General features: G+C 69.6%; 30 protein-coding genes and 1 tRNA gene. 23 read left to right on the forward strand and 8 right to left on the reverse strand.

Going from position 1 to position 25,944, the window contains the following annotated elements:
• Nucleotides 1–181: 181 nt before the first annotated feature.
• Together ACFQ4H_RS05500 and ACFQ4H_RS05505 are read right to left on the reverse strand one after the other, a co-directional pair.
• Nucleotides 182–844, reverse strand: coding sequence for an SRPBCC family protein (locus ACFQ4H_RS05500; protein WP_377567652.1), 663 nt, complete (start codon nt 842–844; stop codon nt 182–184).
• A gap of 12 nt (nt 845–856) precedes the next feature.
• Nucleotides 857–1,492: an ArsR/SmtB family transcription factor gene (locus tag ACFQ4H_RS05505; RefSeq protein ID WP_377567654.1), complete on the reverse strand. Its 636-nt coding sequence runs from the start codon at nt 1,490–1,492 to the stop codon at nt 857–859.
• A 330-nt stretch (nt 1,493–1,822) separates the two neighbouring features.
• Between ACFQ4H_RS05505 and ACFQ4H_RS05510 the strand changes: the two genes are divergently transcribed.
• Nucleotides 1,823–2,506 carry a phosphatase PAP2 family protein gene (locus ACFQ4H_RS05510; RefSeq protein ID WP_377567656.1) on the forward strand — a complete coding sequence of 228 codons (684 nt, stop codon included), beginning with the start codon at nt 1,823–1,825 and terminating at the stop codon, nt 2,504–2,506.
• A 49-nt stretch (nt 2,507–2,555) separates the two neighbouring features.
• Nucleotides 2,556–3,326 carry an SIR2 family NAD-dependent protein deacylase gene (locus tag ACFQ4H_RS05515; RefSeq protein ID WP_377567658.1) on the forward strand — a complete coding sequence of 257 codons (771 nt, stop codon included), beginning with the start codon at nt 2,556–2,558 and terminating at the stop codon, nt 3,324–3,326.
• A 3-nt stretch (nt 3,327–3,329) separates the two neighbouring features.
• Here the strand turns inward: ACFQ4H_RS05515 and ACFQ4H_RS05520 are convergent, their stop codons facing one another.
• Complete coding sequence (locus tag ACFQ4H_RS05520) at nt 3,330–3,500, reverse strand: hypothetical protein (RefSeq protein ID WP_377567660.1); 171 nt, start codon at nt 3,498–3,500, stop codon at nt 3,330–3,332.
• A gap of 287 nt (nt 3,501–3,787) precedes the next feature.
• On the opposite strand from ACFQ4H_RS05520, the gene fdh reads away from it, so the two are divergent.
• From fdh to ACFQ4H_RS05570, 10 genes are all read left to right on the forward strand, one after another.
• Complete coding sequence (gene fdh / locus ACFQ4H_RS05525) at nt 3,788–7,060, forward strand: formate dehydrogenase (RefSeq protein ID WP_377567662.1); 3,273 nt, start codon at nt 3,788–3,790, stop codon at nt 7,058–7,060.
• Nucleotides 7,053–7,859, forward strand: a complete 807-nt coding sequence (locus ACFQ4H_RS05530; protein ID WP_377567664.1) for a 4Fe-4S dicluster domain-containing protein — start codon at nt 7,053–7,055, stop codon at nt 7,857–7,859. Before fdh ends, ACFQ4H_RS05530 begins: the two co-directional genes overlap by 8 nt.
• On the forward strand, nt 7,856–8,851 hold the full coding sequence (nrfD, locus tag ACFQ4H_RS05535; RefSeq protein WP_377567666.1) for an NrfD/PsrC family molybdoenzyme membrane anchor subunit: 996 nt from the start codon (nt 7,856–7,858) through the stop codon (nt 8,849–8,851). The genes ACFQ4H_RS05530 and nrfD overlap by 4 nt, the downstream gene beginning before the upstream one ends.
• Nucleotides 8,852–8,931: 80 nt before the next feature.
• Nucleotides 8,932–9,027, forward strand: a tRNA-Sec gene (locus ACFQ4H_RS05540).
• Nucleotides 9,028–9,046: 19 nt separating this feature from the next.
• Complete coding sequence (selA, locus tag ACFQ4H_RS05545) at nt 9,047–10,360, forward strand: L-seryl-tRNA(Sec) selenium transferase (RefSeq protein WP_377567668.1); 1,314 nt, start codon at nt 9,047–9,049, stop codon at nt 10,358–10,360.
• Between the two features lie 6 nt (nt 10,361–10,366).
• Nucleotides 10,367–12,136, forward strand: a complete 1,770-nt coding sequence (selB, locus tag ACFQ4H_RS05550; protein ID WP_377567670.1) for a selenocysteine-specific translation elongation factor — start codon at nt 10,367–10,369, stop codon at nt 12,134–12,136.
• A gap of 79 nt (nt 12,137–12,215) precedes the next feature.
• Nucleotides 12,216–12,737, forward strand: a complete 522-nt coding sequence (locus tag ACFQ4H_RS05555) for a SigE family RNA polymerase sigma factor (RefSeq protein ID WP_377567672.1) — start codon at nt 12,216–12,218, stop codon at nt 12,735–12,737.
• Complete coding sequence (locus ACFQ4H_RS05560) at nt 12,730–14,061, forward strand: WD40/YVTN/BNR-like repeat-containing protein (protein ID WP_377567674.1); 1,332 nt, start codon at nt 12,730–12,732, stop codon at nt 14,059–14,061. Before ACFQ4H_RS05555 ends, ACFQ4H_RS05560 begins: the two co-directional genes overlap by 8 nt.
• A gap of 88 nt (nt 14,062–14,149) precedes the next feature.
• Complete coding sequence (locus ACFQ4H_RS05565; protein ID WP_377567676.1) at nt 14,150–14,347, forward strand: hypothetical protein; 198 nt, start codon at nt 14,150–14,152, stop codon at nt 14,345–14,347.
• 106 nt (nt 14,348–14,453) lie between these two features.
• Nucleotides 14,454–15,749: an exo-beta-N-acetylmuramidase NamZ family protein gene (locus ACFQ4H_RS05570; protein ID WP_377567678.1), complete on the forward strand. Its 1,296-nt coding sequence runs from the start codon at nt 14,454–14,456 to the stop codon at nt 15,747–15,749.
• Between the two features lie 109 nt (nt 15,750–15,858).
• Here the strand turns inward: ACFQ4H_RS05570 and ACFQ4H_RS05575 are convergent, their stop codons facing one another.
• The gene (locus ACFQ4H_RS05575) at nt 15,859–16,440 is read right to left on the reverse strand and encodes a type 1 glutamine amidotransferase domain-containing protein (protein ID WP_377567680.1); all 582 of its coding nucleotides are present in this window, start codon (nt 16,438–16,440) and stop codon (nt 15,859–15,861) included.
• Nucleotides 16,441–16,682: 242 nt separating this feature from the next.
• Here ACFQ4H_RS05575 and ACFQ4H_RS05580 point away from each other — a divergent pair, with 242 nt between their 5' ends.
• Nucleotides 16,683–16,868 carry a hypothetical protein gene (locus ACFQ4H_RS05580; protein ID WP_377567682.1) on the forward strand — a complete coding sequence of 62 codons (186 nt, stop codon included), beginning with the start codon at nt 16,683–16,685 and terminating at the stop codon, nt 16,866–16,868.
• A 45-nt stretch (nt 16,869–16,913) separates the two neighbouring features.
• On the opposite strand, the gene ACFQ4H_RS05585 is transcribed toward ACFQ4H_RS05580, so the two are convergent.
• Complete coding sequence (locus tag ACFQ4H_RS05585; protein ID WP_377567684.1) at nt 16,914–17,570, reverse strand: hypothetical protein; 657 nt, start codon at nt 17,568–17,570, stop codon at nt 16,914–16,916.
• Nucleotides 17,571–17,838: 268 nt separating this feature from the next.
• Between ACFQ4H_RS05585 and ACFQ4H_RS05590 the strand changes: the two genes are divergently transcribed.
• Complete coding sequence (locus ACFQ4H_RS05590) at nt 17,839–18,045, forward strand: hypothetical protein (RefSeq protein ID WP_377567686.1); 207 nt, start codon at nt 17,839–17,841, stop codon at nt 18,043–18,045.
• Here ACFQ4H_RS05590 and ACFQ4H_RS05595 read toward each other — a convergent pair.
• From ACFQ4H_RS05595 to ACFQ4H_RS05605, 3 genes are all read right to left on the reverse strand, one after another.
• Nucleotides 18,042–18,524: a hypothetical protein gene (locus ACFQ4H_RS05595; RefSeq protein ID WP_377567688.1), complete on the reverse strand. Its 483-nt coding sequence runs from the start codon at nt 18,522–18,524 to the stop codon at nt 18,042–18,044. The genes ACFQ4H_RS05590 and ACFQ4H_RS05595 overlap by 4 nt on opposite strands.
• A 22-nt stretch (nt 18,525–18,546) precedes the next feature.
• Entirely contained in the window at nt 18,547–18,756 is a 210-nt protein-coding gene (locus ACFQ4H_RS05600; protein ID WP_377567690.1) for a phosphatidylethanolamine-binding protein, read from the reverse strand.
• A gap of 183 nt (nt 18,757–18,939) precedes the next feature.
• Entirely contained in the window at nt 18,940–19,818 is an 879-nt protein-coding gene (locus ACFQ4H_RS05605; protein WP_377567692.1) for a universal stress protein, read from the reverse strand.
• Between the two features lie 136 nt (nt 19,819–19,954).
• Here ACFQ4H_RS05605 and ACFQ4H_RS05610 point away from each other — a divergent pair, with 136 nt between their 5' ends.
• From ACFQ4H_RS05610 to ACFQ4H_RS05650, 9 genes are all read left to right on the forward strand, one after another.
• Entirely contained in the window at nt 19,955–20,344 is a 390-nt protein-coding gene (locus ACFQ4H_RS05610; protein WP_377567694.1) for a DUF2267 domain-containing protein, read from the forward strand.
• Between the two features lie 296 nt (nt 20,345–20,640).
• Nucleotides 20,641–21,285, forward strand: a complete 645-nt coding sequence (locus ACFQ4H_RS05615; protein ID WP_377567696.1) for a CDP-alcohol phosphatidyltransferase family protein — start codon at nt 20,641–20,643, stop codon at nt 21,283–21,285.
• Nucleotides 21,282–22,181, forward strand: a complete 900-nt coding sequence (locus tag ACFQ4H_RS05620; protein ID WP_377567698.1) for a DUF881 domain-containing protein — start codon at nt 21,282–21,284, stop codon at nt 22,179–22,181. Before ACFQ4H_RS05615 ends, ACFQ4H_RS05620 begins: the two co-directional genes overlap by 4 nt.
• Nucleotides 22,178–22,510, forward strand: coding sequence for a small basic family protein (locus tag ACFQ4H_RS05625; RefSeq protein WP_377567700.1), 333 nt, complete (start codon nt 22,178–22,180; stop codon nt 22,508–22,510). Before ACFQ4H_RS05620 ends, ACFQ4H_RS05625 begins: the two co-directional genes overlap by 4 nt.
• A gap of 10 nt (nt 22,511–22,520) precedes the next feature.
• Nucleotides 22,521–23,399 carry a DUF881 domain-containing protein gene (locus ACFQ4H_RS05630; protein ID WP_377567702.1) on the forward strand — a complete coding sequence of 293 codons (879 nt, stop codon included), beginning with the start codon at nt 22,521–22,523 and terminating at the stop codon, nt 23,397–23,399.
• A gap of 63 nt (nt 23,400–23,462) precedes the next feature.
• Nucleotides 23,463–23,843, forward strand: coding sequence for a glycine cleavage system protein GcvH (gene gcvH / locus ACFQ4H_RS05635; protein WP_377567704.1), 381 nt, complete (start codon nt 23,463–23,465; stop codon nt 23,841–23,843).
• A gap of 221 nt (nt 23,844–24,064) precedes the next feature.
• Nucleotides 24,065–24,517: an oxoglutarate dehydrogenase inhibitor Odhl gene (odhI, locus tag ACFQ4H_RS05640; RefSeq protein ID WP_377567706.1), complete on the forward strand. Its 453-nt coding sequence runs from the start codon at nt 24,065–24,067 to the stop codon at nt 24,515–24,517.
• A 50-nt stretch (nt 24,518–24,567) separates the two neighbouring features.
• Nucleotides 24,568–25,281: a transcriptional regulator FtsR gene (ftsR, locus tag ACFQ4H_RS05645; RefSeq protein ID WP_377567952.1), complete on the forward strand. Its 714-nt coding sequence runs from the start codon at nt 24,568–24,570 to the stop codon at nt 25,279–25,281.
• Between the two features lie 177 nt (nt 25,282–25,458).
• Nucleotides 25,459–25,923, forward strand: coding sequence for a bifunctional nuclease family protein (locus ACFQ4H_RS05650; protein ID WP_377567954.1), 465 nt, complete (start codon nt 25,459–25,461; stop codon nt 25,921–25,923).
• Nucleotides 25,924–25,944: the final 21 nt, after the last annotated feature.

The following is a 25,944-nucleotide window of genomic DNA, read 5'->3' on the forward strand; positions in this document are numbered from 1 at the left end:
GTGTCGGCGTTCCCGTTCCACTACGCGCAGTGGGAGACCCAGGCTGCTGATCTGGTGGCCGAGCACTGGAACAACAGCTGACCCGGCCCGACCGGCCGACAGTTGACATACGAAGTGACGTGAACGGCCGGTGGCCGGGACCCTCAAGCCAGGGCCCCGGCCACCGGCCGTTCTGCTGGCACTACCCGACGCTGACCTCGGTGTCGCCGACGGTTGCCTGCCACCGTGCTGTCCACTGCTGGCGTACGGCGGCGAAACTGTCGTCGGTCAGCCCGTAGGTGGTGACGGTGACGCCGACCGGGCCGGCTTCGGTATCGGTCAACGGATGGGTGGCGGAGACAACGATCAGGTGCCCGTCGCCGTCGAGCACCGCCTGCTGGCAGCGGCTCTCGTGCCAGATCTCCTTGACTCCGGCGGCTGCCAACATGGCGAGCGCAGCTGGGCCGGTGGCCGTACCGGACAGGTGCAGTGCCCGACGGTGAGCGCTGCGGTGCCGTTCGAGGAGGAAGCGAAGTTGTTCGAAGAATGCCCGCCAGCCCTCTTCGAGCGGGTCGTAGACATCCGCCCACTTCGCATCGTCCAGGTCCCCGGCCATGACCAGCCGTACGACGGTACGCCGGCCATCCGTGGTCAACTGGATGGTCTGCCCGGCGGCCAGGGAGATTCGATCCGGTGGCAGGTGCTCGGCATGGTCGACGAAGATGTAGCGGATCTCCGCGTCGAGGCCGTCATGTGGCCAGCCGAACCACTCGTGGATCTGTCCGGGTGTGGTGAGGGCGGACCACACGGTTTCCAGCGGCGCGTCGATCGTCGTCTCGACCTGGAACGGCTTCTGCTCGGTCACGGGTCCTGCTCCTTACGCTTGAAGCGACTGGTCGGTGTCGTGGTCGGTGCCGTGCTCTGCCTGGTCGGGAGCTTGGCTGTGCCCCGTGCTCCGGGACGGATAGCCGCCGATGACGACGCGGTAGCGCCGGCGGGAGTCCGGCGAGTCGTAGGAGGCGGCCAGCTCGGCCACCCGTTCGGCGAGCTGGCTGGCGAACTGTTCGATCTCGGCCGGCTGGTTGAACCCGACCTCGGCCTCGATGGTGAAGGTGACCAGGCGCCGGTCGACGGTCGCCGCCTGATCGCGCATCTCGGCCACCTCGGTGAAGGTCCGTGCGGCGGTCGAGAGCAGGGTGTCGACGGCGAACCGGTCCTGGCCCTGGCCGGGCAACTCGCCGACGATCGCGGGTGCGACGACCACGGTACGGGCGGTCGCCCGCATCAGTCGCTCGGTGCGGCCCCGGCGTTGCCGCACCTCGACCAGTTCGACCAGGCCGCTCTTTTCCAGCTCCCGTAGGTGGTAGTTGATCCGCTGGCGGCTTTCGCCGAGCCGGGCGGCGAGGCTGGTGGCCGATGCCGGCTCATCCAACTCGGCAAGGAGTCGTTGCCGCAGCGGGGACAGGGTGCCCCGCAGGTCGCTGTCCCGGAGCACCTCCAAGCCGTTGCCCATGGCTGACAGGCTGCTATTGAAAAACGGATTTGTCAATTGGTGTCGAGAGGACGCCGACCCGCATCCGGCGAGTCAGACGACCGCCTGCGCCAAGCCGCCCGTGCCGCCGCCGCAGTCAGGAGCAGGACCCACATGGCCGCAACGAACCACAACAGGCCGGGCAGGTAGTTCCGGTCATCAAGGCCAGGATTGGGCGGCCCGGCCATCGGGCGGGTCAGCACCGGCAGGATCGTGCAGACGGTAGGCCGGTGTGGCCGGTCGAGGTAGTGCTTCGTTGAACTGGGTGTGAACGGGCCCGGGTCGATGCCCCCGAGAGCAATTGGGGAGGGAATGCGCCGATCACCGTTACGCCCACCGGGGTGGGCCGCTGCCTCGGGCATGGCGTTCTGCGTTCTCGCCGGGCTGGTCGTCACCGGTCATACCGAGTTGATCGCGGCTGACGCCAGCCTGAGCGCCGCTGCGTACAACCTCGGGGAGCGGTACCCCGCCGTCCGGGCGGCAGCCGGGCGACTTACCCACCTGGGGCACGTCGCCGTCGTGTTCACCCTGGTCGGGGGCGCGGTCGGGACGTTGCCACAGCGTCGACGGAAGCAGGCGCTGGCCTTCGCCACCACGGCCTTCGCCGCCGGCGGGTTGCTACGCGGTGCGGTGCGGGACTGGACCGCCCGGGTACGGCCGGAACGACCGGGCCCACCCTTCGACGGATACGCCTTCCCCTCGGGACATTCCAGCCGGGCGGCGACCGCTGCCCTCGTCGTGGCGTTCCTGCGCTGGCCGGAATTGTCCCCGGCGGGCCGCGCCGTGCTGCTTGCCGCGCTGGTGGGTTGGCCGCTGACGGTCGGTGCCAGTCGGGTGGTGCTGGCCGCGCACTGGCCGAGCGACGTGCTTGCCGGTTGGCTGGTGGCACTCACGGCCGGACCGGTCGCCGCCAGCCTGACCCGGGCGCTTCCCGCCGCCCAGGCCCGACCAGCTTCGTCCGGCTGTCGTGGACGCGGCCGTCGCGGCGCTCCGTAACGGCTAATCGGCTGGCCCGGTCAGGCGACAGTGCCTACCATCGGCGGCCATGACGCAAGCCATCGACGACTGGGCGTACGGGGTCACCCGGGTAGCGGTGATGACCGGTGCCGGAATCTCCACCGATTCGGGTATCCCGGACTACCGTGGCCCGAACGGGGTGTGGACCCGTGACCCCGCCGCCGCCGAGGTGTTCACCTATCCCAACTTCATGGCGGACCCGGCGGTCCGCCGTCGGTTCTGGCAGCGCTACCTGAACCATGCCGCCTGGCAGGCCGAGCCCAACGCGGCACACCGGGCCCTCGCGGAGCTGGAACGGTCCGGTTCGTCGGTGCGGATCCTGACGCAGAACATCGACGGGCTGCATCAGTTGGCCGGCAGCACGCCCCGCAAGGTGCTGGAGCTGCACGGCAGCATGCGTACGGTGGTCTGCACGGGCTGCGGGGAGCGGACGCCGACGGGCCAGACGCTGGCCCGGGTCGCGGAGGGCGAGCATGATCCGAGCTGTCCGTCCTGCGGCAGCATCCTCAAGCTCGGGCTGGTGATGTTCGGCGAGCATCTCGACGCCACGGTCCTCGGACAGGCGAAACGGGTCGCCGCAGTGAGCCAGCTCCTGCTGGTGGTGGGCAGTTCCCTGCTGGTCGAGCCCGCCGCGTCGCTGTGTGCCGTCGCTGCCGATGCCGGTGCCCGGCTGGTGATCGTCAACCGGGATCCGACCCCGTACGACCATCTGGCGGTCGACGTGATCCGGGAGCCGATCGGGGTCGCCGTCCCCCGGATCGCGGCCGCGTTGGGTAAGGTCAATGAGGCTGGTTTGTGAGGGTTACGACTTCCCACCCAACTCCCGGAACTTGGCCAGCGCGTCCTGTATGGACGAGTACTCGCCCTGGTACGCGCCGTTGAGATAGACCTTGTAAACGGAGCCGGTGTAGCCGCGTTCGGATTCGATGGTGACCTGGCCCCCGTTGTCGGTACGGGCGGACTTGACCAGCATCAAACTTCCCTTCTCCCCTAAGGCGAATGTCGAGCCGGTTCTGGATCGACCCTACTCCTCGGTATCGGTGTTGATCGACCCAGGGGGACGTCTTCCCGATGGTGATCGACCTGATTTCCGTCGATCGGTTGGTGGCGCCGATGGCCTCACGGTGGGCTGCCGTCCGGTGTCGTACGGGCGCGGTGTACCGATGGGGGCGGATCGGCGACGGGGCCAGCGGACCGGATGATTTTTCACTATCGTCGGTTAGGTCGGCTTCTGTGACGCTGCCGGGAGGGGGTGCCGCCGTGGGGGTCCGTACCTGGATCGAGGGTTGGCCGGTCTACCGCCAGCTCACCGGCACCGACCCGCTGGGCCTGGGCCTGGCGGCGAAGTCGGCCCGCTCTGCTGCGCTGACCCCCCGGGTCGAGACAGCCGACTCGATGGCCCGCTCGGTCTGCCCGTACTGCGCGGTCGGCTGCGGGCAGCGGGTCTACGTCACCGACGGCAAGGTCACCCAGATCGAGGGGGACCCGGACAGTCCGATCTCGCGCGGCCGGCTCTGCCCGAAGGGGGCGGCCAGCAAGAACCTGGTCACCAGCGAGCTGCGCCAGCAGAAGGTGCGCTACCGGCGGCCGTACGGCACGGACTGGGAGGAACTCGACCTCGACACCGCGCTGGAGATGATCGCCGACCGGGTGCTGGCGGCCCGGGAGGAGACCTGGGAGGAGAACGACGAGGCGGGCTGTCCGCTGCGCCGTACCCGTGGCATTGCCAGCCTCGGCGGCGCGACACTGGACAACGAGGAGAACTACCTCATCAAGAAGCTGTTCACGGCGATGGGCGCGATCCAGATCGAGAACCAGGCCCGTATTTGACACTCCGCCACCGTCCCCGGTCTGGGGACCAGCCTCGGCCGTGGCGGCGCCACCGGGTTCCAGCAGGACCTGGTCAACTCCGACTGCATCATCATCCAGGGCTCCAACATGGCCGAATGCCACCCGGTGGGATTCCAGTGGGTGATGGAGGCCAAGAAGCGGGGGGCCAGGGTCATCCACGTCGACCCGAGGTTCACCCGGACCAGCGCCATGGCCGACACCCACGTCCCGATCCGGGCCGGCACCGACATTGCCTTCCTGGGGGGCATCGTCCGGCACATCATCGAGAACGAGCTGGACTTCCGGGAGTACCTGCTGGCCTACACCAACGCGGCGACCATCGTCACCAGGCAGTACCGGGACACCGACGACCTGGACGGGCTGTTCTCCGGCTACCAGCCGGAGACGGCCAGCTACGGCCAGACGAGTTGGCAGTACCAGGGGCAGGAGCACGATGGCGGCGGCGACACCGCCACCCAGCGGGAGACCGGCGCCGGCCTGGAGCACGAGTCACACGGTGTGCCGGTCGGCGGTGACACCGAGCGGGACGAGACGTTGCAACACCCGCGTTGCGTCTACCAGATCCTCAAACGGCACTACGCCCGCTACACGCCGGAGATGGTCGAGCGGGTCTGCGGCGTTCCCCGGGAGTTGTTCGAGGAGGTGGCAAGCGCCTGGACGGCCAACTCCGGCCGGGAACGCACCACCGCCCTGGTCTATTCGGTCGGGTGGACCCAACACAGCATCGGGGTGCAGTATATCCGCACCGGAGCGATCATCCAGTTGCTGCTGGGCAACGTCGGCCGCCCCGGTGGCGGGGTGCTGGCGCTGCGCGGGCATGCCAGCATCCAGGGCTCCACCGACATTCCGACCCTGTTCAACCTGCTGCCCGGCTACCTGCCGATGCCGCAGCACGCGGCACACCCGTCGCTGGCCAAGTGGATCGACACCATGCGGCATCCGCAGCAGCGGGGCTTCTGGGGCAACGCGGACGCCTACGCGGTGAGCCTGCTCAAGGCGTACTGGGGTGACGCGGCCACCCCGGACAACGACTTCTGCTTCGGCTACCTGCCGAAGATCACCGGTGACCACGGCACCTACCAGCAGGTCCTCGACATGATCGACGGCAAGATCAAGGGGTACTTCCTGCTCGGGCAGAACCCGGCCGTCGGCTCCGCGAACGGTCGCGCCCAGCGGCTGGGCATGGCCAACCTCGACTGGCTGGTGGTCCGGGACCTGTTCATGATCGAGAGCGCGACGTTCTGGAAGGAGGGACCGGAGGTCGAGACCGGCGAGATCGTGCCGGAGGAATGCCGTACCGAGGTGTTCTTCCTCCCGGCCGCCTCACACGTGGAGAAGGAGGGCACCTTCACCCAGACGCAGCGGCTGCTGCAATGGCGGGAGAAGGCCCTGGACGCGCCCGGCGACTGTCGCTCCGAACTGTGGTTCTTCTACCACCTCGGTCGGATCGTCCGGGAGCGTCTGGCCGGCTCCGACCGGCCCCGCGACCGGCCCCTGCTCGACCTCAACTGGAACTACCCCACGCACGGTCCGTACGCGGAGCCGAGCGCCGAGGCCGTGCTCTACGAGATCAACGGGTACGACGTGGCGACCGGCCGGCCGCTGGCCTCGTACACGGAAATGAAGGCCGACGGCTCCACCGCCGGCGGCTGCTGGATCTACTCCGGTGTGTACGCCGACGGGGTGAACCAGGCCGCCCGCCGTAAACCCGGCCGGGACCAGAGCTGGGTGGCCCCCGAGTGGGGATGGGCCTGGCCGGCCAACCGGCGAACCCTCTACAACCGCGCCTCGGCAGACCCGGACGGCCGGCCGTGGAGCGAACGTAAGGCGTACGTCTGGTGGGACCCGGACGCTGGTGAGTGGGTCGGGCACGACGTCCCCGACTTCGAGAAGAACAAGCCGCCGACCTACCGGCCACCCGAGGGTGCCATCGGCGTTGCGGGGATCAGCGGAACCGACCCGTTCATCATGCAGGGAGACGGAAAGGGCTGGCTGTACGCACCGGCCGGCACCCTCGACGGCCCGCTGCCCACCCACTACGAGCCGGCCGAGTCACCAGTGCGTAACCCGCTCTACGCCCAACAGGCCAACCCCACCCGCAAGGTGTACGACCGACCGGACAACCCCACCAACCCGAGCCCACCACAGCCGCACAGCGACGTCTTCCCGTACGTCTTCACGGTCAGCCGGCTTACCGAGCATCACACGGCCGGTGGAATGAGCCGCAACGTCGGTTACCTGGCGGAGTTGCAGCCGCAGATGTTCATGGAGGTCTCCCCGGAACTGGCCGTCGAGCGGGGCCTGGTCCACCTGGGCTGGGCACACCTGGTCACCACCCGGTCGGTGGTCGAGGCCCGAGTGCTGGTCACCGGTCGGGTCGCCCCGATCCGGCTCGACGGCCGGGTCGTCCACCAGATCTGGCTGCCGTACCACTGGGGCGACCAGGGACTGAGCCGGGGAGATTCGGCCAATGACCTGTTCGGGATCGTTCTCGACCCTAACGTGCTGATCCAGGAGAGCAAGGTCGGCACCTGCGACCTGCGGGCCGGGCGGCGGCCCAGGGGAGCGGCGCTACGGGACCTGGTGGACGACTACCGTCGCCGGTCCGACACCGCGGACGGTCGGTACCCGCCGATCCTCACCACACCCGCCGCCAGCGACGGAGAAGCCGAGCATGACTGACACCTCATACGGCACGCTGGACCCGGCACTGGACGCGGGCCACGTCGACGCCCCGCCACGCATGGGCTTCTTCACCGACACCAGCGTCTGCATCGGCTGCAAGGCGTGCGAGGTGGCCTGTAAGGAATGGAACCTCGTACCCACGACCGGGCTGGACCTGCTGGGCATGTCGTACGACAACACCGGTGCGCTGACCGCCAACTCGTGGCGGCACGTCGCCTTCGTCGAGACCGACACGCACTGGCTGATGATGTCGGACGTCTGCAAGCACTGCACCCGGGCGGCCTGCCTGGACGTCTGCCCGACCGGCTCGCTGTTCCGTACGGAGTTCGGCACGGTCGTGGTGCAGGAGGACATCTGCAACGGCTGCGGCTACTGCATTCCGGCCTGCCCGTACGGGGTGATCGACCAGCGGCGCGACGACGGGCGGGCCTGGAAGTGCACGCTGTGCTACGACCGGATCGGCGCGGGGATGACCCCGGCCTGTGCCCAGGCCTGTCCCACCGAGTCGATCCAGTACGGCCAACTCGACGAACTGCGTGACCGCGCCCAGGCCAGGGTACGCAAGCTACAGGCCGACGGGATGTCCGAGGCACGTCTCTACGGCCACGAACCGAGCGACGGCGTTGGCGGCGACGGGGCGTTCTTCCTGCTGCTCGACGAGCCGGAGGTGTACGGGCTGCCCCCGGACCCGGTGGTGACCACCCACGATCTGCCCCGGATGTGGCGTCAGGCCGGACTCGCCGCCCTTGTCATGGCCGCCGCCACGGTGGTTGCGTTCCTCGGTGGGCAGCGGTGACCGCGCCCGGCCCCCACCCGGACGGGGGACAGCGTCGGCGGGAACGGGACGGGATCACCGTCCCACCGGCCCGGTTCCAGTCGTACTACGGCCGACCGATCATCAAGGCCCCGGTGTGGCGGTGGGACATCCCCGCGTATCTGTTCACCGGCGGCCTGGCCGCCGGAACGGCGATGCTGGCGGCCGGTGCCGACCTGACCGACCGTCCCGCGTTGCGCCGGAGCAGCCGACTCGCCGCCCTCGGTGCGGTCGGTGCCAGCACGTACTTCCTGATCCACGACCTCGGTCGGCCGGAACGGTTCCACCACATGCTGCGGGTGGCCAAACCCACCTCCCCGATGTCGGTCGGCACCTGGATCCTCGCCGCGTTCGGCCCGGCGGCGGGAGCCGCCGCAGTGAGCGAGTTCGCGTCCTGGCTGCCCCAGCGGGGTCCGCTCGGTCTGGTACGCCGTGTGCTGCCGCCGGCCGGTCGGGCCGCCGGCGTCGCCTCCGCCGTGGTGGCCCCGGCGCTGGCCACCTACACGGGAGTGCTGCTGGCCGACACCGCCGTACCGTCCTGGCACGACGCCTATCCGTACCTGCCGTTCGTGTTCTCCGGCAGCGCACTGGCCGGTGCGACCGGGCTGGGCCTGATCGCCACGCCAACGGCCGAGAACCGGCCGGTGCGGCGGCTGGCCGTGGTGGGTGCGGGTATCGAGCTGGTCGCCGGCCGACGGGTCGAACGAATGGGACTGACCAGCGAGCCGTACCACACCGGCCCGGCCGGGCTCCTGCTGCGCGCCGGCCGGGCGCTGCTGGTGGCCGGAACGGTGGGAGCGGTGCTCGGGCGGCGTAGTCGGATCGTGTCGGCCCTGTCCGGGGCGGCCCTGCTGGCCTCCTCGGCCATGACCCGGTTCGCCGTGTTCCAGGCCGGGCTCACCTCCGCCCGCGACCCGAGATACACGGTAGTCCCGCAGCGTGAGCGGCGAGACCGGGAGAAGGCCCCGCACTGACGGGTGACAAATCCTGCTTGCGTTGTATGCAACGGTTCTTCTGGCCCGAACCGATATGCCCAGTGGCTACAGTGCTCGGTGGAGGCGTTCAGGCGGCTGGTGCCCCTCCCGGTCTTCAAAACCGGTGTGGTCCGGGACCCGGGCCGGGCGGGTTCGATTCCCGTCCGCCTCCGCCAAACGGGGACGAGGTGAACCATGCGTAACCGGTCTATCGATCCGAGGCGGCGGGTGCCGCGTACCGATGTCCTGCTGGCCGACCCCCGGCTCGCCGCCGCCGCTGCCTCACACGGCCGGTCCCGGGTCAAGGCGGTCATCGTCGGTGCCCAGGAACGGGCACGGCGTGGCGAGATCCGCCCCGAGGACGTACCCGCCGCAGCGGTGGCGGCGTTGCCCGGGGGCGGACCACAGCCCGTCATCAACGCCACCGGTGTGCTACTGCACACCAACCTCGGCCGTGCCGCGCTGTCCACTGCCGCGGTCGACGCGGTGATCGCCGCCTCCGGGCACACCGCCGTCGAACTCGACCTGAACACCGGCCGCCGGGCCCAACGCGGACGCGACGCGCTGGCTGCGCTGGCCGCCGCCGTACCGGACGCCCAGGCGGTCCACGTCGTCAACAACGGTGCAGCCGCACTGGTGCTGGCCGCGACGGTGCTGGCCGCCGGCCGCGACATCGTGGTCAGCCGGGGCGAACTGGTCGAGATCGGCGACGGATTCCGCCTGCCTGATCTGCTGGAGAGCACCGGCGCGCGGCTACGCGAGGTGGGCACCACCAACCGCACCACGCTGGCCGACTACTCCTGGGCCGTCGGTGCGGGCACGGGCTTCATCCTCAAGGTCCACCCGTCCAACTTCATCGTCCGGGGCTTCACCACCTCGGTTCCGGTCAGTGAGTTGGTCACGTTGGGGGTACCGGTCGTTGTGGACATCGGCTCCGGATTGCTGACACCGGAACCCCTGCTGCCCGACGAACCCGATGCGGCGTCCGCGTTGCGGGCCGGTGCGTCGCTGGTCACCGCCAGTGGCGACAAGCTGCTCGGCGGCCCGCAGGCCGGGTTGCTGCTCGGCGACTCCGACCTGGTCGAGCGGTTACGCCAGCATCCGCTGGCCCGTGCTCTGCGGGTGGACAAGCTGACCTTCGCGGCCCTGGAAGCAACGCTACGCGACCCGGAGACCCCGACCTGGCGGGCACTGCGGGCCCGCCCTGGAGAACTGCACGACCGGGTCGAGCGGCTACGTGAGGCGATCGCCGAGGCCGGACACAAGACGGAGGTCGTCGCCTGCGTAGCGGTCGTCGGTGGCGGGGGAGCACCGGGTGTCGAGCTGGACTCGTGGGCACTGTCGCTACCCGAACGGTACGCCGAAGCACTGCGACAGGGCGACCCGCCGGTGCTCGGGCGGGTCGAGCGTGGCCGGCTGCTGCTCGACCTGCGCGGCGTACCGGCCGACCAGGACGACACCCTGCGCCGGGCGGTGCTACGGGTGCTCCACAACGGGCCGGGCAACTGAGTCGACGTGCAGGTCATCGCCACCGCCGGGCACGTCGACCACGGCAAGTCCACTCTGGTCAGGGCGTTGACCGGAATGGAACCCGACCGGTGGGCCGAGGAACGCCGTCGGGGCATGACCATCGACCTCGGCTTCGCCTGGACCTCGCTACCCTCCGGTCGGGTGGTCGCCCTGGTCGACGTACCCGGGCATGAGCGGTTCGTGCCCAACATGCTGGCCGGAGTCGGTCCGGTGCCGGCCGTGCTGCTGGTCGTGGCCGCCGACGAGGGATGGATGCCCCAGTCCGCCGAGCACCTCGCGGCGCTCGACGCGCTCGGTGTCCGGCACGGCCTGCTGGCGGTTACCCGGTCCGATCTCGCCGATCCGTACCCGGCCGCCGAACAGGCCCGGGCGGAGTTGGCCGGCACGTCGCTGGCCGACATCGAGACGGTTGCGGTCAGTGGCGTGACGGGGGCCGGTCTGGCCGACCTGGGGGCAGCACTCGACCGACTGGCCGCGCGACTGCCGGAACCACCGGCGACCGCCCCGGTACGGCTGTGGGTGGACCGGGTGTTCACCATCGCCGGCAGCGGTACGGTCGTCACCGGCACCCTGGGCGGCGGCCGACTGCACCCCGGCGACGAACTTGAGCTCGGTACCACCGGCCAGCGGGTGCGCGTCCGGTCCCTCCAGTCGTTGGGGGCACCCGTCGACCGGGCCACCGGGGTTGCCCGGGTCGCGGTCAACCTTCGCGGGGTGGCCCGGGACCAGGTGGCGCGGGGGGATGCCCTGCTCACCCCGGGGCGGTTCCAGCCGACCGACCTGGTCGACGTGCGACTGTGCGGCGATCCGGTGGGCGACCTGTCGGCCACCCTGATGCTGCACATCGGCTCGGCCGCCGTGCCGGTACGGGTACGACCACTCGGTGTGGACACCGCCCGGCTGCGGCTGGCCCGGCCGGTGCCGCTGCACCTGGGTGACCGGGCGCTGCTGCGTGATCCCGGTCAGCGGCGGGTGGTCGGTGGGGTGACCGTGCTGGACGTCGTACCGCCACCGTTGAACCGTCGGGGATCGGCGGCTGCCCGGGCGGCGACGTTGGCCGACCTGGACGGGCCGCCGGACGAGGCCGGTGAGCTGCGCCGACGGGGACCGATGCGCAGGGACGCGCTGGAGCGGATGGGCGTGCGGGTCGGTACGGCCCCGGTGGTCGGGGACTGGCACGTCGATGCGGGCCAGTGGCGGGATCTGCGCCGCCGGGCCATCGCCGAGGTACGGCGGTACGCCGACACCCATCCGCTTGAGGCGGGTGTCCCCGTCGAGACCCTGCGCCGGCTGCTCGGGTTGCCCGACCGGCTGCTGGTCCCCGCGCTGGTCGTACCGCCGCTGGTGATGTCGGGCGGTCGGGTGGGTGTCGGTGGAACGGACGTCGCACTGCCCGATGCGGTGCTGCGGGCCATCGAGCGGGTTCGCCACGAGCTGGCGGATCGACCGTTCCGTGCCCCGGAGGCGGCCCGGCTGCGCGAACTCGGCCTGGGGCAGCGGGAGGTCGGCGCCGCGGTCCGGGTGGGAGCGTTGTTGTGCCTGGCGGAGAACGTCGTACTCCTGCCCGCCGCAGCCGACGATGCCGTACGCGTGCTGGCTGGTCTGCCGCAGCCGTTCACGCTCAGCACCGCCCGCCAGGCACTGGACACGACCCGTCGGGTCGCCGTGCCGTTGCTGGAGCTACTGGATCGTCGCGGTGCGACCCGACGGCTTTCCGACGACGTCCGGGTCGTGGTGACGCCGCCACCGGGCTGATGGTCGACCGAGAGAATCCGGTGCAACCCTTACCTGTCGCTGTTGGTCCTTTCCATGACGACGTTGCCGAAGGAGTGCAATGGATGGACAGGACGCCGTACACCAGGCGTATCAGGCGTACTACCACCGATTAGTCGGTCAGCTCTACGGGCTCACCGGTGATCTGCCCGAGGCGCAGGACGTGGTGCACGAGGCGTATGCGCGGGCGCTGGCCCGCCCCGCGCGGTTCCTCGAACTGGACGATCCGGAGAAGTGGCTGCGTACGGTTGCGATGAACGTGGCCCGCAGCCGCTTCCGACGTCGCTGGGTGTTCGACCGGCTGCTCCGGTCCGGTCGGGTGGACCGACCCGACGACATCGTGCCCGGGCTGTCGCCCGACCATGTCGCGCTGGTCGCCGCGCTGCGCGAACTCAACCGGCCGACCCGGGAGGCCGTGGTGCTCCACCATCTGGCCGACCTGACGGTGGAGGAGGTGGCCGACACGCTCGACGTTCCGGTCGGCACGGTCAAGGCACGACTGTCCCGGGGACGAGCCGCGCTCGCCCGACTTCTGTCTGACAACCCCCGGATCTTGCGGAAGGAGACGGTACGTCATGCGTGAACCGGACTACCAGGGGCTACGGGACCACGTCGCCCGTTCCGCCCAACAGCCGGCGTTCGAGACGGTGCGGACACGCGCCAGCCGACTGCGTGCCCGTGGCCGGATGAAAGCCGCGACCGTTGCCGTGGCGGTGGCTGCGCTGCTCGGTATCGGGGGATTCACCGTGTTGCCGTCGGCTGTCGGTGACCCGGACCGGGTGGCGGCCGTGCCGTCACCCAGCACGCTGGGTGTCGATACCCCGTCGCGGTTCCTCTGGCAGACGGCGGGGAGCGATGCCAACCATCTGTATGCGGTGGTCTCCGACTCCGACTGTGTCGGGTGCCCGTTCAGGTTGAAGGCATCGTCGGACGGGGGCCGGAGTTGGCGGGAGCGGCCCAGGTATCGGGAGTTCCAGAACATGGCACCGCAGAACCTCAAGGTTCTCGGCCCCGATGTTCTTTTCACCAGCGATGCCATCAGGAGACCGGTCGGATCGGGCTTTCCCCGCTCGGATACACGTACATCATCGTCGACCTCGGTAGCCCCCACTGCCGGGCTGATGAAAGACCTTTTCGAACAGCGACACTGGGTTAGCGTCGATGATGGGGTGAGCTGGTCGGAGATGGCCACCACCGATGCGGCAGTCGATGCGGCCCCTACCAATGGCGGCTTCGCCATGCAGCGTGTGAACGAGAAGATCATGCTGTGTGTGATCGATCCGGCCAACAGGACGATCGCCCCGCTGGCCAAGCAGCCGCCGCTGGCCGAGTTCGAACTGGTCGAGGTGCCGACGAAGGCCGGGGTGTGGGTTCAGGGGTACGACCCGGTCACCCGCCGGCCGGCTGTCGCGGTGAGCCAAGACCGGGGAGCCAACTGGCAGGTGTCGGTGTTCGGGGCGGAGGCACCGGCACGATCGGTCGGGGGATCCATTCCTACGATGTACCTGCCGAATGTCGCCACCACCGACGGTCGGACGGCCTATGCCATCTTCATCGATGGGGGGCGGAGCGTCCGGGTCTACCGCAGCACCGATGCCGGCCGCACCTGGACCCGTACCAATCCGGGCGACCGGATTTCGCAGCTACCGCTGGCGGGTCCGCGGTCGCACGTTGCCTCGGACGGGTCCCACGTGCTCGTCGCCCAGGATCCCGAAGCCGGTTACGTGTTGCTGGCCAGCCGGGACGGGCGTACCTATGCGCCGCTGGAGGGCACGGGCCTGCCAGTGGAGACCACGGTATCGCCCGGGGTGGCCGAGATCGCCGAGGGTCGGTACTACTACCTGACCCGCGAACAGCTCTACCTGTCGGAGGACGGGATGCGTTGGTGGCCGGTCGTCGGGCTGTGACCGGCGATGGGGGATATCGACCCGGCCCGGCCCCGATTCGGTGGAGAACGCCGATCGGGACCGGGCCGGGTCGCCTAGCGTGGGGCGTATGGACCCTGCGGCGACGTGGCGGGACAAGAACCACCGCTGGCGGATCGAGGCGTACCGGGCACCCGATCTGCGGTTCGCCATCTACGCGACCAACGGTCTGACCGAGTCTGCGCCGTTGTGGCTGTTCGGGATGCCAGCGTTGGCCCGCTGGCTGACGATCCACAGCATCGGTATCGGTGATCTGGAGACCGTCTGACCGGCGACCGCCTGAAAACGATGCGTAGATTTCCTTCTTGACCAAGATCTATGACGTAGCTAACTTTCAAGGCGATCCTTGCCGGTCCAAGCGACGGAGGTACGCCGTGAATCGCCGCAATTTCCTGACCAGCGCCGCCGCAGCAGGTGCCCTCGGTGCCACCACCGCGACGGTCGCAGGTGCGCCAGCCTCGGCCAGCGGGCGGGGGCGACAGGTCCAGACCGGGCTGGACGTGCTCGTCGCCTCGCGGTTCGCGGCACTCTCCGGACAGCGGGTCGGCGTGCTGTCCAACCCGACCGGCGTCGACGCCGACTACCGGCACCTGGTCGACCTCATGCACGGGTCCGGGCAGGTCCAGTTGACTGCGGCGTTCGGCCCCGAGCACGGCTTCCGAGGCTCCGCGCAGGCCGGCGGCAGCGAGGGGACCGGGATCGACGCCCGTACCGGGATCACCGTCTACGACGCGTACGGCGCGTCCCAGACCAAATGGGCCGAGCTGATCACCCGGGCCGAGGTCGACACCGTCGTCTTCGACATCCAGGACGTCGGATCCCGCTTCTACACCTACATCTGGACCATGTACGACTCCATGGTCGCCGCCGCCCGGCTCGGTCGCCGCTACGTTGTCCTCGATCGGCCCAACCCCATCGGCGGGCGGGCGTACGGGCCGATGATGACGACCCCCTACACCTCCGGGGTCGGCAAGAAGGAGATCGTGCAGCAGCACGGCATGACCGTCGGTGAGCTGGCCCGCTTCTTCAACAGCGAGTTCCTGCCCGCCGAGGCGGGACGGTCGGTCGAGTTGCAGGTGATCGCCTGTCGGCACTGGAAGCGGGACCGGTTCGCCGCCGACACCGGTATGCCGTGGGTGATGCCGAGTCCCAACATGCCCACGCCGGACACCGCCCTGGTGTATCCCGGCACCGGCCTCTTCGAGGGGGTCGCGTCGATCACCGAGGGGCGGGGGACCGCCCGCCCGTTCGAACTGATCGGTGGCCTGGCCACCGACTTCGACTACCACTGGGGGGACCGCCTCAACGCCCGGAACCTGCCCGGGGTCCAGTTCCGGGAGGCGTACTTCTCACCCACCTCCGCCGGCCAGAAGCCGCAGCTGCTCAACAAGCTCTGTGCCGGCGTGGAGGTGAAGGTCGTCGACCCGGCCCGGTACGACCCGATCCGTACGGCGGTGGCGATGCTCGTCGAGGCACGAAGGTACCCCGCGTTCGCGTGGCGGGCCGACACCTGGGATGCCGCCCGTCCGTACTGGATCGACAAGCTCACCGGTTCCACCCGGCTGCGCACGATGATCGACGCCGGTGCCGACGTGGCCGACGTGGTGGACGCCTGGTCGGACGAGTTGGCCGACTTCACCCGTCGGCGCAAGCCCTACCTGCTCTACTGAGGCCGGTACGTCCAGACGAAGGTCCCGGCCCGTTCCCGGATCACCGGGGAACGGGCCGGGAACGGCCGTTCGTTGCCGGGGCCGCTGTCAGCGACCGGGCGAGGTCAGGTCAGATCGAGGCCAACTGGCCGACGTGCAGGCCCTCGGAGATCTCCTCGACCATCTTCGAGCCGAACGCCGGCAGGTCGCTCGGGCCGCGACTGGTGACCAGGCCCGCATCGGTGTGTACCTGCTCGTTCACCCAGTTGCCGCCCGCGTTGCGGATGTCGGTGGCCAGGCTCGGGTACGACGTCAATGTCCGACCCCGCACCACGTCCGCCTCGGCCAGCATCCACGGGCCATGACAGATCGCCGCTACCGGCTTCTCCTGCTCGAAGAAGTCCCGGACGAAGGCAACTGCCACCGGGTCGAGTCGAAGCCGGTCCGCGTTGGCGACCCCACCGGGTAGGACCAGGGCGTCGTAGTCGGAAGCGTCCGCCTCCGCCACCGTCAGGTCCACCTCGTACGTGTTGGACGGGTTGATGTCCTGCCGCACGGACTGGATCGGTTCCGGATGAACCGAGAGCAGGTCCACCTCGGCGCCGGCTTGCTCGGCTGCGGCCCGTGACTGGGTGTACTCCACCTCTTCGACCCCGTCGGTGGCGAGGAAGGCCACGGACTTGCCCATCAGCGGAGCTTGCTGTGCGGTCATGTTGCCGCCTCCTCTCGCGGCGCGGAACTGACTGGCCGCGCTGCTGTACCTGGCCTTCCCGGCGGCCCGGAACGCAAACGGGCCGCCGGCCCGCACCAAGGATCTCCCGGTCCCGCGCCGGCGCGAGTTCGGTTCGCGGCGACCTGGGTCGGTATCGGCGATGCCGGAGGCCGGGTCGCTCGGTGGTGGGAGGCCGTCCCGAAGAGGTCTGTGCGTAAAATTTCGCATTTAACGTGAATTGCGTGAACAACAAGGGATTGCGAACGTTCCTGTCGGTCGGGACTGGAATAGCGGTGATCTTCTTTGGTAGTCGCCCGTCTGCGGACGGCAGTGGCGGCATCACCAATGCCCTACTCGTGCTGGGGGTGCTGGCCGCCGTCCTCGTCTGGTTCCTCACCAAACCCAACGCCGGTAAGCCAGTGAGCTGAATACCGGGTCGGTAGCGCCGCTCCGGGCAGGTCGTGGCCGGTCGGTCAGCGTGCGGCTGCTGCCGCCCTGGTCAGGGTCCCGGGTGACTCCTCGCCGAGCGAGACCCGTACCAGGGCCGAGGCCAGCCGAGGAAAGTCCCGGCCGGGCACCAGCCCGGCCAGCGCGTCGGGCGCGGCCGGTAGGCCGAGCCTGCGGGCCCCGGCGGTCATCCGACGATCCGTGTACGGGCATACGTCGCTCCACACCGCCTGCGCTTCACGTAGGTAGATGTCCGCACCGGTCGGTCCGATTCCCGGAAAACTCGTCAGAAGGCGCCGTAACGCCGACAGATCACCATCTGCTTCACGATGCAGCCGTCGCAGGTCACCCCGCCAACGTTCCAGGCACAACCGGGCACCGGCTCCCAGCATGGTCGACGTACGTTCGTCGTACCGCCGATAGTGGCCGCGACCCAGCGCATCGACCCGGTCCTGCCAACTGGCCGCCTCCATCGCCTGTGGCGTGCGGTAACCCGCCCCGAACAGTTCACGCGCGGCGGCCACTCCGACCGAGGCGCGGATCCGCGTACTCAACAGGGTCGCCAGCACCAGCAGTTGATACAGCGGAGCCGGCCGGTCGGCCAGTTGTATGCCGCAGTCCTCGGCATACGTATGGCCGTGCCGATCCAGCAGTGTCCGGACCAGTGCCTGATCGTTGCGCATAAGCCCCGGTTACCCACCCTCGTAGCGAATAGTCCGGGATGGTGGCGGGCAGTCCCGAATGCCCGCCGGGAGAGCCGCGCGGTCACGACGATCGGCTCGCCCTGCTGTCGGAGCCAGCAAGCGGCCCCGGCCAGTCCCACGAGCCCGTAGGCCCGGCGGGCCCGGGGATCGGTTCGCGCCGCCGGTATGCCGGCCGGCCCGCCGGGTAATCCCACGGTGCGACCCGGTGGTGCGAGCCGATCGCGCCCCAGGGCGAAGGGAGACGAAGATGACGAACGTGCAGCAGCCGGAACTGCGGCGTGGCGAACGTAACCCGACCGTGCAGGACAGCAAGGCCCCCGGTCCGAGTGACCGTCGACCACGCTCCGGCGGTGGTCAGGCCCGTCCCATGCCGCCGAAACAGGTTTCCCCGTACGGCCCGTCGGCTCGGCCGGTCGCCGAGGACACAGGTCGGGGTAGGCGCGGCAGGGACTAGCGCCTCGATCGGGTGATCTGGCCCAACCGGTGCCAGGTAGCCGCAGCGGCCAGGCCGTAGGTCAGATGCGGGATGATGTCCGAGATCCAGTCCGACCGGCTCCAGGTGCGGGGATCCGTGACTCGCATCGCGGTCATGGACCCGTCCGAGACCAGCATGAGGCCGGCGCCGAGTAGCCCGGCGGAGACCGGAAGCGGTAATCCGCGTCGGTTGCCCAGTGCCGCGCTGGCCGCTGCGGCGACACCAACCCCGATGACGTATCCGAGCAGGGGCCCGAGGCCCGAGCGGCGGTTCGCCGCCCGGTCCTCGGGCCCCAGGCTGAGATGGACCGCCTGGGCGATGCGACCCGCACTGCGCTCCGGGGTGCTGCTGGCCGGCCGGCCGCGGAGGGCCATGTCCAGGTAGGTCACCCCGTTGAGCGCGGTACTTCCGACCGCTCCGGCGATCGCCCCGTCGAGCATCGCGCGTCCGCGATCCATTTTTCGTGAGCGGGACATGTGATCACCTCCGCTCGCCACGGCCGCGTTCGCCCTTCGGCCCGCGTCCACGTTCACCACGAAGCACACCGCGTTGGTCGCGATCCTCCTGCAGGATCCGGTTCGCGACCGCATTCGCCTCCTGATCAGCGGCCCGCCCCGAATCCTCGATCAGCTTGCGCAGCCGCGCACGCTCGACGTCGTACGCTTTGCTGCCCGGCCGTGGTCCTGGCATCGGATGACTCCCGTCGTGTCCGGTGACGTACATCGGCCGTCTACCCACGTTCCCGGCCACCATTCGCCATCGGGACGGCAAGCCGGACGGTCGACCAAGCCAGGCAGCCCGTTGACCTCGTCGGTCAAGTCGGCCGGATGGGCGATCAGCTGTCCGGACGAGTCGATCAGCGGGCCGGGCGAGTCAGTCGGCGTGCCGGATGACGATCACCGGGCACTTGCTGTGGTGCAGGACGGACTGGCTGACCGAGCCCAGCAGTAGACCGGCGAATCCACCCCGGCCCCGGGCGCCGACCACGACGAGCTGCGCGTCGGCCGACTCCTCGATCAGGGCCGTTGCCGGCTTGCCCCGTACCAACCGCTGGGTGATCCGGAGATCGGGGTAACGCTCGGCCAGACCGGCGACGGATTCGGCCAGCAACTGGGCCTCCTCGGTCTGCAACGCGTCCTCGTCGTAGACCAGCGGCACGATGTCACCAGGGCCGAGCGAAACCGGATGCCAGTACGCATGCACGGCGACCAGTTCGGCACCACGCAGGGCAGCCTCCTCGGCGGCGAACTCGACGGCGGCGGCCGAACGGGCCGAACCGTCGACACCTACGATGACCGGGCCCTCCGGCCGCTGCTCGCCCCGGATGACCAGAACCGGGCAGGTGGCGTACTCGGCGACCTGGATCGCGACCGAACCGACCAGCAGACCGGCGAAACCACCCAGGCCGCGGTCGCCGATCACGAGCAGGGCGGCGTCGTGGGCCTGGCCGAGCAGCACGGCGGCTGGCTGCCCCTCGACGATCTCTGCGCTGACCTCGAGTCCGGGCTGTGCCGCGTTGGCCTCGGCCACCGCGTCGGCGAGGACCCGTTCGGCCTGGTTGCGCAGGCCGCCCTCGGCGGGACCGCCGGGAGGTGGACCGACCGGGACCCGCAGCATCGGCCAGACGAACGCATGCACGATGTGCAGGGACCGACCACGTCGGGTTGCCTCGCTGGCGGCAACCCGGACGGCGCCGAGGGCGATGTCCGAGCCATCCACCCCGACGACGACGGCAGAATTGGCGTTGTTCATCGCTCCACTATCCATGACGGTGTCGGACTTTCGAGCAGTGGCCGGTGGTCACGCAGGGCATCATCGCGATTCGCCTGGGTAACGGGCTGCTGCCGGCGGAGACCGCCGCAGGGGCCGGGGTGGCGGAGGGGGAGCGATGAAGTACGACGAGTTCGTGGCGAGGGTACGGGAGCGCGGTGAATACCCCGATCCGTACGAGGCGGAACAGGTGACCCGGCTGGTGCTCGGAGTGCTGGCGCAGCGGCTGTCCGCCGACGAGGCCGAGGATCTGGCGGCGCAGCTGCCGTTGCCCGCCGGGGCGTGGCTGACCGAGCAGCGGGGCCCGGCGGCGGCGTTCGGCGTGCAGGAGTTCCTCGACCGGGTGGCCATGGGGGTCGGGGCAACCGGGCGTACGGCCCAGTGGGACGCCAGTGCTGTGTTGTGCACGGTTGCCGAGGCGGTCTCGGGAGGCGAGCTGAACGACATCCTTTCGCAGCTTCCATCCGGATATGCGGTTCTGTTCGGACGGGCCAGTCTGAGTGGTTGACCGCTATGCGAATTTCCGCTCGCCAAAGGTGACTTTGGGGTAGTTCTGCCGTTCGCCGCGAAATCGACCCACCGACTCGCATCCCTCAAGATCAATTCTGGCCGGATATAGTGGCACGGCAAAACCGCAGCCAACGGTTCGTCGGCAAGCCCCAACGGGCCAGGGCTGTATCGATGTGCCGGCGTCGTCCGGGATTCCGGCGAGGAACCCCCGATGACGACCGGCTGGAGCGCGCACCGGTCCCAGCCGCTCACCGCCCGGTGAGCTTCCGGACAGTGGTCGCGGAGGGAGGTTCGGTGTCGCGTCGGCCGGCGCGGGCAGCGCATGCCCAGCCAACCGGTGACACCGCTGCCCGCCCTGTGGGCGCGGCCAGCCGGGTCTTCACCGTACCCAACCTGATCAGTTTTGGTCGGCTGCTTGGCGTACCTCTCTTCCTCTATCTCTTCCTGGTGCCCCAGGCGGACATCGCCGCACTCGTCGTGCTGGCCGTCGGTGGCACCAGCGACTGGGTCGACGGCTACCTGGCTCGCCGACTACGGCAGGTGAGCCGGCTGGGGGAGTTGCTCGACCCGCTGGCCGACCGCCTCTACATTCTTGCCACCCTGGTCGCGTTCACCGCACGGGAAGTGGTCCCCTGGGAGTTCACCGCCGCCCTGCTGGCCCGCGAGCTGCTACTGCTGGGCTCCCTGGCGGTCCTGCGGCGCTACGGCTACGGCCCGCCGCCGGTGCACTACGTCGGTAAGACCGCCACGTTCATCCTGCTGGCCGCGTTCCCGGTGCTGCTGCTGGCCGATGCCGTATCCGGTGCGGCGACGGTTGCCGGTGCCATCGGCTGGGGGCTGGCCTGGTGGGGGCTGGTCCTCTACTGGGTGGCCGGTGCCCTGTACGTGATCCAGGCGGTCAGCCTGATCCGGGCAGCCCGATCAGAGGCCTACCGATGACTGCCCCCGGCTCCCCGGAGCCGGGGCGTTCCTACGCCCCGGACTTCCTGACCGAGCTGTTCCGCAACCCGCTCGAGCCGGGCTACGCCGCTGCCACGGACCGTCGCCGGGTGGCTGGTCCGGTACGGGGTTGGCGGCGTACGACGGTTCGGACGGTGAGCCTGATCACCCTGGTCGCCCTGGGCTTCCTGCTGGCGGTGGCCTATCGGCAGACGCTGGCGGAGGAGCCGAGTCGCAGCCAGGCCCGGGCCGGCCTGATCGACCAGATCAAGCAGCGACAGGCCGAGACCGACGAGCTGAGCCGTCATGCCGAAGGACTGCGGGACGAGGTGTCCCGGCAGCGTGACGCCGCGCTGACCGGCAGTGACGCGGCCCGGCTCCGGGACCTGGAGGCGGCCACCGGCCTGGCCCGGGTACGTGGTGACGGCCTGGTGGTGCGGCTGGCCGATGCGCCGTCCAAGGCCGACGCGGTCACCGGGGCGGGCGGTACGAACCTGGGGCGGGTGCTCGACACCGATCTGCAGGGCGTTGCCAACGCGCTGTGGAGTGCCGGCGCGGAGGCGATCTCGATCAACGGGCAGCGGCTCTCCGCCACCTCGACCATTCGGGCCGCCGGCAGTGCCATCCTCGTCGACTTCCGGCCGGTGGCCGGGCCGTACGAGGTCTCCGCGATCGGCCCCGACCAGATGGAACGGCGGTTCCGGGACAGCGCGGTGGCGCGGCTGTTGCGCAGTGTCGCCACCAGCCACGGCATGTCGTTCAACGTGCGTACGGCAGATGATCTCACCTTGCCGGCGGCCAGCGAACCTCAGCTGCGCTATGCCCGCCCGTCCCCGTCCGCCCCGACGCCATCCGGCTCGGGGGTATCCGCGACTCCCTCCGGAGGAGGCCGATGATCGCTGTACTCGCGTTGATCGCCGGTGTGGTGCTCGGTGTGCTGCTGGACCCCACCGTGCCCCCGGCGCTGCTGCCCTATCTGCCGATCGCAGTGGTGGCCGCCCTGGACGCGGTGTTCGGTGGGGTGCGGGCCAAGCTCGATGGCATCTTCGACGACAAACAGTTTGTGATTTCCTTCATCTCCAACGTCCTGGTGGCGGGGATCATCGTCTACCTCGGCGACCAGTTGGGGGTGGGTGGTCAGTTGTCCACCGGTGTCGTGGTCGTCCTCGGGGTGCGGATTTTCGGCAACGTGGCGGCTATTCGCCGACACCTGTTCCGGGCGTAGGGTCGGTGTGATGAGCGAGGAGGAGGAACGCCAGCGGGCCGCGGGCCCGGAGGCGGGCGCATCGTCGGACCCGGTGTCGCCGTCGCAGCCGGCCGCCGACGAGTCCGCGCCGGTGGGCGTCGACGAGGGAACGTTGACCGACCCGGAGCCCTCGGGCGAGGGCGAGGACAAGCAGCCGGGCGCGCAGTCGGGGCGGTTCCGGTTGACCGGTGCGGGAGCGATGATCGGCGTTCTGCTGGCCCTGCTGGGGTTCGCCCTGGTGGTCCAGCTGAAGACGACGTCGACCGATCCGATGCTGGCGGCGACCAGGCAGGAGGACCTGGTCCGGATCCTATCCGACCTCGAGGCTCAGGAAGAGCGGTTACGCCAGGAGATCGCCGCGCTGGAGGACAGCCAGCGGCAGCTCACGTCCGGTGCGCAGGGCCGCCAGGCGGCCCTGGACGAGGCGACCCGGCGGGCCGACGAGTTGGGCATTCTGGCCGGGACGTTGCCGGCTCAGGGGCCGGGGCTGACGGTCGGGTTCGTGGCGGGCGCGAAGCCGATCCGGGCGTCCGCGATTCTGGACGCCGTTCAGGAACTGCGGGGTGCCGGGGCCGAGGCGATGCAGATCGCCGGTGGGGACGGCACCGCGGTGCGGATCGTGGCCGACACGTACTTCCTGGACACCGAGGGCGGCATCTCGGTCGGCGGCCGGCCGTTGACCGGGCCGTACGTGATCACGGTGATCGGTGACCCGGCGACGATGCGTACGGCGTTGAACATTCCGGGCGGGGTGGTGGCGTCGGTCGGTGGGGACGGCGGTAACGTGATCGTCCAGGAACGCGAGGTGGCTGATGTGTCAGCCCTGAGCGTGCCGAGCGATTTGAAACACGCGCGTCCGGTCTCCTGACCGGCGCGGCCGCGCCGGTTCGCCGGTGCGTCACCGATCAGTGCGACGAGAAGGACGCGTCTGGTGATTCCTGAGGATCTGCGATACACGGCTGAGCACGAGTGGGTGGCGGGCGACGGTAGTGGGCCGGTGCGGGTAGGCATCACCCATTTCGCGCAGGAGGCTCTGGGCGACATTGTCTTTGTCGAGTTGCCCGCCGAGGGGGCTGTCCTGGCGGCGGGTGAGTCGTTCGGCGAGGTCGAGTCGACCAAGAGCGTCTCGGAGTTGTATGCGCCGGTCACGGGTACGGTGGTGGCCCGCAACGAGGCGCTGGCCGACACTCCGGACGTGATCAACACCGATCCGTACGGTGCTGGCTGGTTGGTCGAGATCGCCCCGGCCGAAGCGGCATCGATCGATGGATTGCTGACCGCTGCCGCTTATCGTGAGCTGACCGAAAGCTGACCCTTGGATTCGTTCCAGCCGCGGTTTCTGTCCGCGCGTCTGGTTGCCCTGTATTTCGGCGCTGGCTAGGCTCGCCCAGTCGACCGAGAACCCGATAAGTTGCGTGTTGCGGAATTGCCTTCCCAAAGGTGCGGGGAGCCAGCCGCCGGGAGAGTTCTTCGCCCGGCGGCCAGACCCGCCGTTCCCGACACCCGACCGAACTGATCCGTGAGGTGGTCCCCATGACGCGCCCAGACGACGAGTTCCCCCCACTCGACGTCACTTCGACGCTCAATCTCGGTGCACTCGAGGAAGTGCTGGAGGGACCGGACACCGATGTGGTGCCGAGCCGCATGTCGGGATCGCTACCGCCGGGTATGGCGCTGCTGGTCGTACGACGTGGTCCCAACGCTGGTGCGCGGTTCCTGCTGGATCATGATGTGACGACCAGCGGCCGGCACCCTGACAGTGACATCTTCCTTGACGATGTGACGGTGTCACGTCGGCACGCCGAGTTCCATCGGGACGGCGGTACGTTCACCGTTCGTGACGTGGGCAGCCTCAACGGCACCTATGTCAACCGGGAGCGGGTTGAAGCGGCGACGTTGAGTAACGGTGATGAGGTGCAGATCGGCAAGTTCCGACTGGTCTTCATCGCTGGTCCGCGTCCGGAGGAGGAGGCCGGCCGGGGGTGAACGAGCGCGCGGCGGCAGCGGCGCCTGCGGCGGGCCGGCCCCATCCGCTGATGAGCATCGGCGAGGTGCTGGCACATCTGCGGGTGGAGTTTCCCGATACGACGATTTCCAAGCTGCGGTTCCTGGAGGCTGAGGGCCTGGTCGAGCCGCAACGCACTCCGGCTGGTTACCGCAAGTACAGCTGGGATGATGTGGCGCGGCTGCGCTTCGTGCTGACGGCTCAGCGGGATCAGTACCTGCCGCTGCGGGTGATCCGTGACCAGTTGGCGGCCATGGACCGGGAACAGACCGGTAGTGCCGGGCGGCAACGACCGGCACTGGTCGCAGTCGGTCCGGCCGGTGAGGTGCCGGGCCGTGACGCGGTGGACGGTCCGGCCGCTGAGCAGCCCGGTGAGGTGCGCCTGGCGCGGGCTGATCTGGTGGCCCGCAGCGGCATCAACGAGGGCACGCTTACCGAGTTGGAGCGGCTGGGTGTGCTGGTGCCCAGCCCTTCGGGTTGGTACGACGCCGATGCCCTGATCATTGCGCAGGCCGTGGCGGGATTGGCCGCGTACGGGCTGGAACCGCGTCACCTGCGGGCGTATCGGACGGCAGCTGATCGTGAGGTGGGTCTGTTCGCCCAGCTGATCGCCCCGATGGCCCGGCAGAACGACCCGGCGGCGCGGGCCCGGGCGGCTGAGACGGCCCGGGAACTGGTCGGACTGTCTCAGCGGTTGCACGCGGCCTTGCTTCGGGTCGGGTTGCGGGAGACGCTGGGGCGATGAGTGCAGTGCCCGGGTCGCCGGAAAGATCCGCCGGCCCGGGCGTGCCGTACGCTTCATGGGGTAACCCTCCTAGCGCGGGCAGCGTGGGTGACGCGCATCAGACGATGGTGCCGGTGCCCATGTACCGTGCAGGCAAGGGTGCGGTGCTGGGAAGACGACAACGACACGGAGGCGGCGGTGCGCGAGCTGAGCGTGGTCGGGGTTCGGGTGGAACTGCCCAACAACCAGCCGATCGTTCTGCTCAGGGAGGTCGATGGTGACCGCTACCTGCCGATTTGGATCGGTGCGGTGGAGGCCACCGCGATTGCCTATGAGCAGCAGGGGGTCAAACCGGCCCGGCCGTTGACCCACGATCTGCTGCGGGACATCCTGGCGGCGCTCGACGCGCCGTTGCGGGCGGTGGAGATCACCGAACTGAAGGAGAACGTCTTCTACGCGGACCTGCTGATCGGCGACGGGCTGCGGGTGTCCGCCCGGCCGAGTGATTCGATCGCGTTGGCGTTGCGGGTGGGTGCGCCGATCCGGTGTGCCGAGCAGGTGCTGACCGAGGCGGGCATCGTCATTCCGGACGAGCAGGAGGACGAGGTCGAAAAGTTCCGGGAGTTCCTGGAGCAGGTTCGGCCGGAGGATTTCGCGGGCTGAGGAACCGCCCGCGCACCCTGG

Source organism: Micromonospora sonneratiae (assembly GCF_042679305.1).
GTDB lineage: Bacteria > Actinomycetota > Actinomycetes > Mycobacteriales > Micromonosporaceae > Micromonospora_H > Micromonospora_H sonneratiae.